General features: G+C 46.4%; 1 protein-coding gene. It reads left to right on the forward strand.

Features of this window, described 5'->3' with window-relative positions:
• On the forward strand, positions 1-252 hold a 252-nt coding region (locus tag MTCD1_RS19805; protein WP_305764597.1), incomplete at both ends, for a POTRA domain-containing protein.

Here is a 252-nt window from a genome sequence, read left to right on the forward strand (position 1 = left end):
GAATGGATTGACTTACATTTTGACGGTGAGATCCTCGACGACGCGTTTATCCTGCAATGGCTCAACAAGGTTAGCATCAAACCCGGAGATATTCTCAATCACGGCAAGTACGAACTGATGAAATATCAGTTGATCTCCCTCGCATTGGCCGGAGGCTATTTTGATGGGAATTATGTGCAGTCTTCCATCGAAGTTAACCGTGATGTCAACACTGCCAAGATCACCCTGCACTATGATTCAGGACCCAGGTAC

The sequence above is a fragment of the Colwellia marinimaniae genome (assembly GCF_002207865.1).
Classification (GTDB): Bacteria; Pseudomonadota; Gammaproteobacteria; order Enterobacterales; family Alteromonadaceae; genus Colwellia; species Colwellia marinimaniae.